Origin of the sequence: Parashewanella curva (assembly GCF_003675895.1) — a bacterium.
Lineage (GTDB): Bacteria > Pseudomonadota > Gammaproteobacteria > Enterobacterales > Shewanellaceae > Parashewanella > Parashewanella curva.
Genome location: NZ_ML014881.1, coordinates 1 through 6093 on the forward strand (window position 1 = coordinate 1; position 6093 = coordinate 6093).

Here is a 6093-nt window from a genome sequence, read left to right on the forward strand (position 1 = left end):
CAAACAAATCCATTTTTATCGTCAGTTGAAGGGAATTTGCAGATCTGATCGCCACTTTTTCAAACAGTTCCATGAAAAAGTTTAATTGCTTAGAAAGTGATCACATTGTGTAGATACCTATGGTTATCGGGTGCGTGCCAGTCTAAGGTATCCTTATGAACAGTATGTGTCTTCCAATAACGCAACATTACCTTAACAGCCATGTGGAATAACCGTTAGAATAGAGTCATATCGCTCATAATCACACTTATACACTTCAACTTCTATGAAGGAAGTGAGCTATTTTATAACCAATAATTGCTAATAAGGCACTCTTTTACTTTTTTTATGATTTATTGCCAGCAATGATTAATTGTATTTTGGCATTGCTGAGGCAAATTATCAGTATTTAAAGATTTCACCCAAGTCAGATAATTACAAACACCTTTACAATCAGTAAGTAATGGCTTGGCTGATTTGTCGTATTCAAGTGTTAGCGACTTGCTTGGAATGTCTTTATTAGGCTGTAAAGGCGTAATATTCGAAAGACTCGAAAGCGAACTTAATGCTTCGTTATCGCTAATATTAATGCTTTTTTCTACATTCTTTAAACGACTTAAAGCGTCGATATTTGTCAGCTTGGAGTTATCCACTATCGCTAATGAGCCTATTTGTTGGCTTTTAACATACAATCCATTCAAACTGCTTAATGTGGTATTAGAACTCACTTCTACATATCCAGAAATTGACTGGAATGATGGTAACCACGTTAAACTAGTCAACGCTTTATCTCTCTGTATACTTAAATTTTTCACAGTCGCAAGCTTTGGCATACCTATCAAGGATGTTAAATTGGCATTATTTGCAATAGACAGCGTACCACCAACTTGTTGCAACTCATCTAATCCATCTAAACTCGTTAACCCCGAATTTTGAGCCACAACAAAATCTGCCCCCACATTTTGTAGATCTTTAAACCCCTTAAAATCTATTAGGCTTGAAGTATAAGAAACTATCAACCTTCCTTTAACAGATTGAATGACACCTAGTGCAGTTAAATCACTGATATTACTTTTGCTTTCTAGGTCTCCACCAATATACAAATCCCCATCGATTGCAACATTTTGACAGCCCTTAGGTAAGGTGGAAGGAAATGCAGTAACGTCATTTTGCTCTTTAAGCTCAACATTGCTTCTTACATCACAAGAGGTTGGATCGCCACTCACTTTCAACTGAGTCTCAGTAAAATTACTACTTTTAGATGACAGAGCATTAGATTGTTTAAACTGCAATGGTTTAGCAACAGCGGAAAGACTGAAAACAAACGTCATCAAGAAAAATAGCCCGTGAGATGAACGCATAAGGATAACCTCATGAAATTAAGGGTAGTCCTATACTCACACTTAAACTCTAGAACCTCTAATAAGAAAATGATCTATCACATAGCAGGAAATTAATATTCCTCCAACCGATATGATTGCTCACTGCTCCACATACTTTTTTAACTGCAACAAATACTCATTGGCAAATGCATTTAGATCAAAAAACATATAAGACAAAACCCGCTTAAAAGATGATGTCTGAGTCACAATCTCTGTTGCTGACACTTTAGTAATGCCATCAATGTCTGAAAGTGTGGCAATATATTCCCCCTGAACAAAGCCTGACATTTCAAGCTCGAAATTTTGCGGAGATACAGATTTTACAACAGTAAATTTGATTTTAGATCCATGCTTTGCTGATTCAATAAATTCAGAGGGGGAAATGACTTCTACCGATTTTAATTCTTTTCGCCAAATCGGCTGATTTTGCCAATCTGTCATCACCTCCCAAACTCTGTTTATCGGAGCACGGATGGTTTGCTGCACTTCCACTTTGTGAGTTGAAGACAAGGTGCTCCCCCAAAGCCAAATGATAAGAATGCTCAATAAAATAATACCTAAACTAATAAATAGTATTCTCATGAACTACCTCAATGATAATATTGGTATTAAACAGAATAGGACACAAATGAATCAGAAAACCAGAGATACTACATTAAAAAATCTCCGGCTTTAATATAGGAGAGGCTAATTAAGCTTGCTCTAACGCTTGTGAAACATCGGCAATGATATCTTCAATATGCTCAATTCCCACGGAAATACGAACTAAATCTTCGCTAACACCCGCTTTTTCCAGTTCTTCGGAATTTAACTGTCTGTGGGTCGTTGATGCAGGGTGACAAGCTAAAGACTTGGCATCACCAATGTTGACCAAACGTAAAATCATCTGCAAAGCGTCGATAAATTTGGCACCGGCTTCAGCACCGCCTTTAATACCAAAACTGATTATTCCTGACGCCTTGCCACCAGAGATTTTGTTACAATTAGCGTGGTACGGACTATCAGCAAGTCCGGCATAATTTACCCACTCCACTTTAGAATGTTGTGATAAATATTCTGCCAGCTTTTCAGCATTTTCACAGTGCCTGTCCATTCTTAACCCTAATGTTTCTAGTCCCTGAAGAATTTGGAACGCGTTTTGTGGCGAAAGCGATGCTCCGGTGTTTCTTAAAGGTACAACACGACAACGACCTATATAAGCAGCCTCCCCTAACGCTTCGGTATACACAACACCATGATACGAGGGATCAGGCTCATTCAATTGTTTGAATCGTTCTTTATTTGCAACCCAATCAAACTTCCCAGAATCAACAATAATACCGCCGATTGAAGTTCCATGACCGCCGATATACTTAGTCAATGAATGCACCACAATATCAGCGCCATGTTCAAATGGTCGACATAAATATGGGGTTGCAACAGTGTTGTCCACAATAAGAGGTACGCCATGCTTATGAGCTATTTCGGCTAGGCGCGCAATATCAACAATATTACCAGCAGGGTTGCCTATAGATTCACAAAAAATAGCTTTAGTATTTTCATCAATTGCCGCATCAAAACCGTCGAAATCATCATGAGATACTAACTTTACTTCTACCCCTTGGCTTGGAAAGGTGTGTGCAAATAAGTTATAAGTACCACCATACAATTGACTGGTGCTAACAATATTGTCTCCAACCTCAGTAATTGCTTGTATTGCATAAGTAATTGCGGCCATTCCTGAGGAAACCGATAAGGCAGCCAAACCACCTTCCATTGCTGCAACACGTTTCTCTAAAACATCATTGGTTGGATTCATGATACGCGAATAGATATTTCCAGGTACGGCTAGGTTAAACAGATCCGCACCATGCTGCGTATCATCGAAAGTAAAAGAGGTGGTTTGGTAGATAGGAACCGCTGCGGCTTTGGTGGTTTGTTCCGACTCGTAACCTTCGTGTAACGCAATAGACTCAAGCTTCATTATATTTCCCTTTCTTATGAACTTAAATGTAATAGTTAACCAGATGAATAATCATACAAATGACACTTTACAGAAAGCTTATGGAATTGCATTAAGTTCTAAAAATAAAAAGAGAAAAAGTTATATGATATTTTTATATCATATAACTGCATTCAGAAGAGGTTTAGGCAGGCTTCTCATTTAAAGGGCTGTACTTTTCTAGTAATTAGCCTGTTTTCATTTCCAAGCATATAAGTTTCACCACTAGAGCGTGTTGATCTTTGCTGTTCACAACTCAATCAACCCACATTGGTAACCACATCATAGTAAAGGCTAAAGCCACCATGCTGTGATAATTCCTAGCCAATTTATCGTATCGGGTAGCTACTGCTCGATACTTCTTTATTCTCAGGAATGCATTTTCAACCAAATGCCGATATCGATAAAGGCACCAGTCGATATCATCATTTCCATACTTGCTATTCCCTTTTCTTGGGATAACGTGTTGAGCTTTCAATCTTTTTATAAGCTCCCTTAAAGGCTGACTATCATAGCCTTTATCTGCAACGACGACCTTAGACTCTGGCGATGAGGTGATGAGCGATACACCAACACTTACATCGTGAACTTGTCCACCTGATAACTCAAAGTGAAAAGGTAAACCACCACTGTCGACAGCTAAATGAATTTTTGTAGAGTTACCACCTCTACTTTTGCCCATGGCCTGCTCTTTAGCATTTGAAATATTAGCCCCATCTTGATGGGCTTTTACAATGCTTCCATCAATAAAAAGCCATTGTGTGTCGGCTAATGTCGATAATCGTTTGAATATTTCATTGAGGACACCTTTTTTAGACCAAAAGTTAAAACGTCGAAATACCTTACTCCAATCACCAAACTCGGCAGGCAAATCTCTCCAAGGAAATCCTGCTCTTAAACGAAATAGAATACCCTCAAGGGTCATGCGGTGGTCGGGTCTATTGTAAATCCGACCTGTCATATACATGACTAGTTGTAGTAAGTTCCATGAGTTATCTGTTAGCATTAGTCTCGGCATTTGGGGATGTTATGTTGATTTTTGGCGAAACCATTATAACTGAACCAAATGCTGATTATTTTTCATACCGCAAAGATCAACACGCTCTAATCAGTTTCATCCAGATAATACAATTTACTTAGCGGGTAACTAAAATGGCATATGCAACCTCTGTAGGAACCAATGACTATAGTTTTTGTAAGCATATCTTGTTAAGACAACCTAAAGAAGCACTGAGATACCTTAACTTTGAGCGCTCATCTTTCGACACAAATAAAGAGCTGTATGATACCTTATCGTTTGACGCTAGCAGAACAAAATAGACTGAAACATTTTTTTAACTATCAAAATACGGAGCAGAGCACTCCCTTTATACCGTCACATAAACGCCCATATTCAACCCCATACCTTGATAACTTATCAGTTATTCACTTATATAATCGAGGGAGAAAAAATATTTTAGATGTTGTAAGAGTTACCGCCAGTATAGTCAAAAATTGTCGGGAAATGACTGATGTATGGCGCCTGCTCGATAACTTAAAAAATGTAAAGCTCAAACAGGGCGATTCTATTGACCCGTCACCACTTAATGTAAGCTTAATCCGCAGTCTGACGATTAGCCCTACTCATTCAAGAGTGACCATTTTTGCTAATGCAACAAAAGTATTAGCTTTTATACCGAAACTCGGAATAGAACCTGACCTCATCACCTGCATAAACTTTTTAAGCGTTTGCGCTGAATGCACTGAATATAACGACGCTGAGGCATTACTGTTTGAACAAAATGGCAACCCCAGTCTGATGCAACAATGGGGGCTCACCCCAGATATCACGATTTGTAATGCTTCTCTGACGGTATGTGCCAAAACAGGGCGATTAGACAAAGCTCGTGAATACCTGCTCAGTAATACGGCGAGCAATATGCAGCGGCGGTGGCCACAGGCCACCCCCCCCATCAAACCTAACCTTATCACCTGCACAAACTTTTTAAGCGTTTGCGCTGAATGCACTGAATATAACGACGCTGAGGCATTACTGTTTGAACATAATGGCAAACCCAGTCTGATGCAACAATGGGGGCTCACCCCAGATATCACGATTTGTAATGCTTATCTGATAGTGTGCGCCAAAACAGGGCGATTCGATAAAGCAGTAACTCTTGTAGGCAAGCAAATGCCAGCACTGGGGATTAAAGTCAATTTTGTTACCTATTCTTTGTTAGCAATTGTAGATATAAACCGCTTTGGAGGGCTGATCAAAAAGTGGACAAAAGAAGGCGTTTTGTTACAACATCTCGGTTTACACGGAACCTCTCTTAATTTGCACGCCAAAGATATTTTTAATATATATGACTCTAAAGGTACTGAGTTAGCCGTCCCATTTGAATTTGCCAAAGCTCTTTTTAATTATCATCGCAATGAAAAAAGAACGATATACAAAGCATAATAACAGGGTATCATTCTGGTCAGAGGCTCCGTACCAAGTTTCGTCAACTACTTAAGGAAGAATTGGAAATAGATGTAACTATAGATCCCTCTAATCCCGGGGTGGTAGTCTTATCAAGGAGCCAGTAACGAACTTTATTCCTTAAAAGCAGCATCAATGGCGTAGAACTTTTGTTGATAATTAGTAACTATTCAGCCCATCTGACTCAATCTGCTTAAAATAGCAACGGTTGAGTCACCATTTTACTTGATCCTCAATGATCATTTGACCGATCTTCCCAGTATGTCATGCTGACCAAATATTTAGTC

6 protein-coding genes are annotated in these 6093 nt (G+C 38.9%); 2 read left to right on the forward strand and 4 right to left on the reverse strand.

Translation table 11 applies throughout. The annotated features are described in order from the left end of the window. Positions 1-332: 332 nt before the first annotated feature. The 4 genes from D5018_RS20405 to D5018_RS20420 all read right to left on the reverse strand — a co-directional run bounded on the left by D5018_RS20405 (position 333) and on the right by D5018_RS20420 (position 4360). Positions 333-1340: a hypothetical protein gene (locus D5018_RS20405; protein WP_121840819.1), complete on the reverse strand. Its 1008-nt coding sequence runs from the start codon at positions 1338-1340 to the stop codon at positions 333-335. 120 nt (positions 1341-1460) lie between these two features. Next, entirely contained in the window at positions 1461-1943 is a 483-nt protein-coding gene (locus D5018_RS20410; RefSeq protein WP_121840820.1) for an SRPBCC family protein, read from the reverse strand. A 109-nt stretch (positions 1944-2052) separates the two neighbouring features. Beyond that, positions 2053-3324, reverse strand: coding sequence for an O-acetylhomoserine aminocarboxypropyltransferase/cysteine synthase family protein (locus D5018_RS20415; RefSeq protein WP_121840821.1), 1272 nt, complete (start codon positions 3322-3324; stop codon positions 2053-2055). 274 nt (positions 3325-3598) lie between these two features. Further along, a complete protein-coding gene (locus tag D5018_RS20420; protein ID WP_121840822.1) occupies positions 3599-4360 on the reverse strand; it encodes an IS5 family transposase in 762 nt (253 codons plus the stop codon). Between the two features lie 134 nt (positions 4361-4494). On the opposite strand from D5018_RS20420, the gene D5018_RS21835 reads away from it, so the two are divergent. Together D5018_RS21835 and D5018_RS20425 are read left to right on the forward strand one after the other, a co-directional pair. After that, positions 4495-4662 (forward strand): hypothetical protein, encoded by a 168-nt coding sequence (locus D5018_RS21835; protein ID WP_165905135.1) that lies wholly within the window; start codon positions 4495-4497, stop codon positions 4660-4662. 184 nt (positions 4663-4846) lie between these two features. Next, on the forward strand, positions 4847-5785 hold the full coding sequence (locus D5018_RS20425; protein WP_133309360.1) for a hypothetical protein: 939 nt from the start codon (positions 4847-4849) through the stop codon (positions 5783-5785). Positions 5786-6093 lie beyond the last annotated feature (308 nt).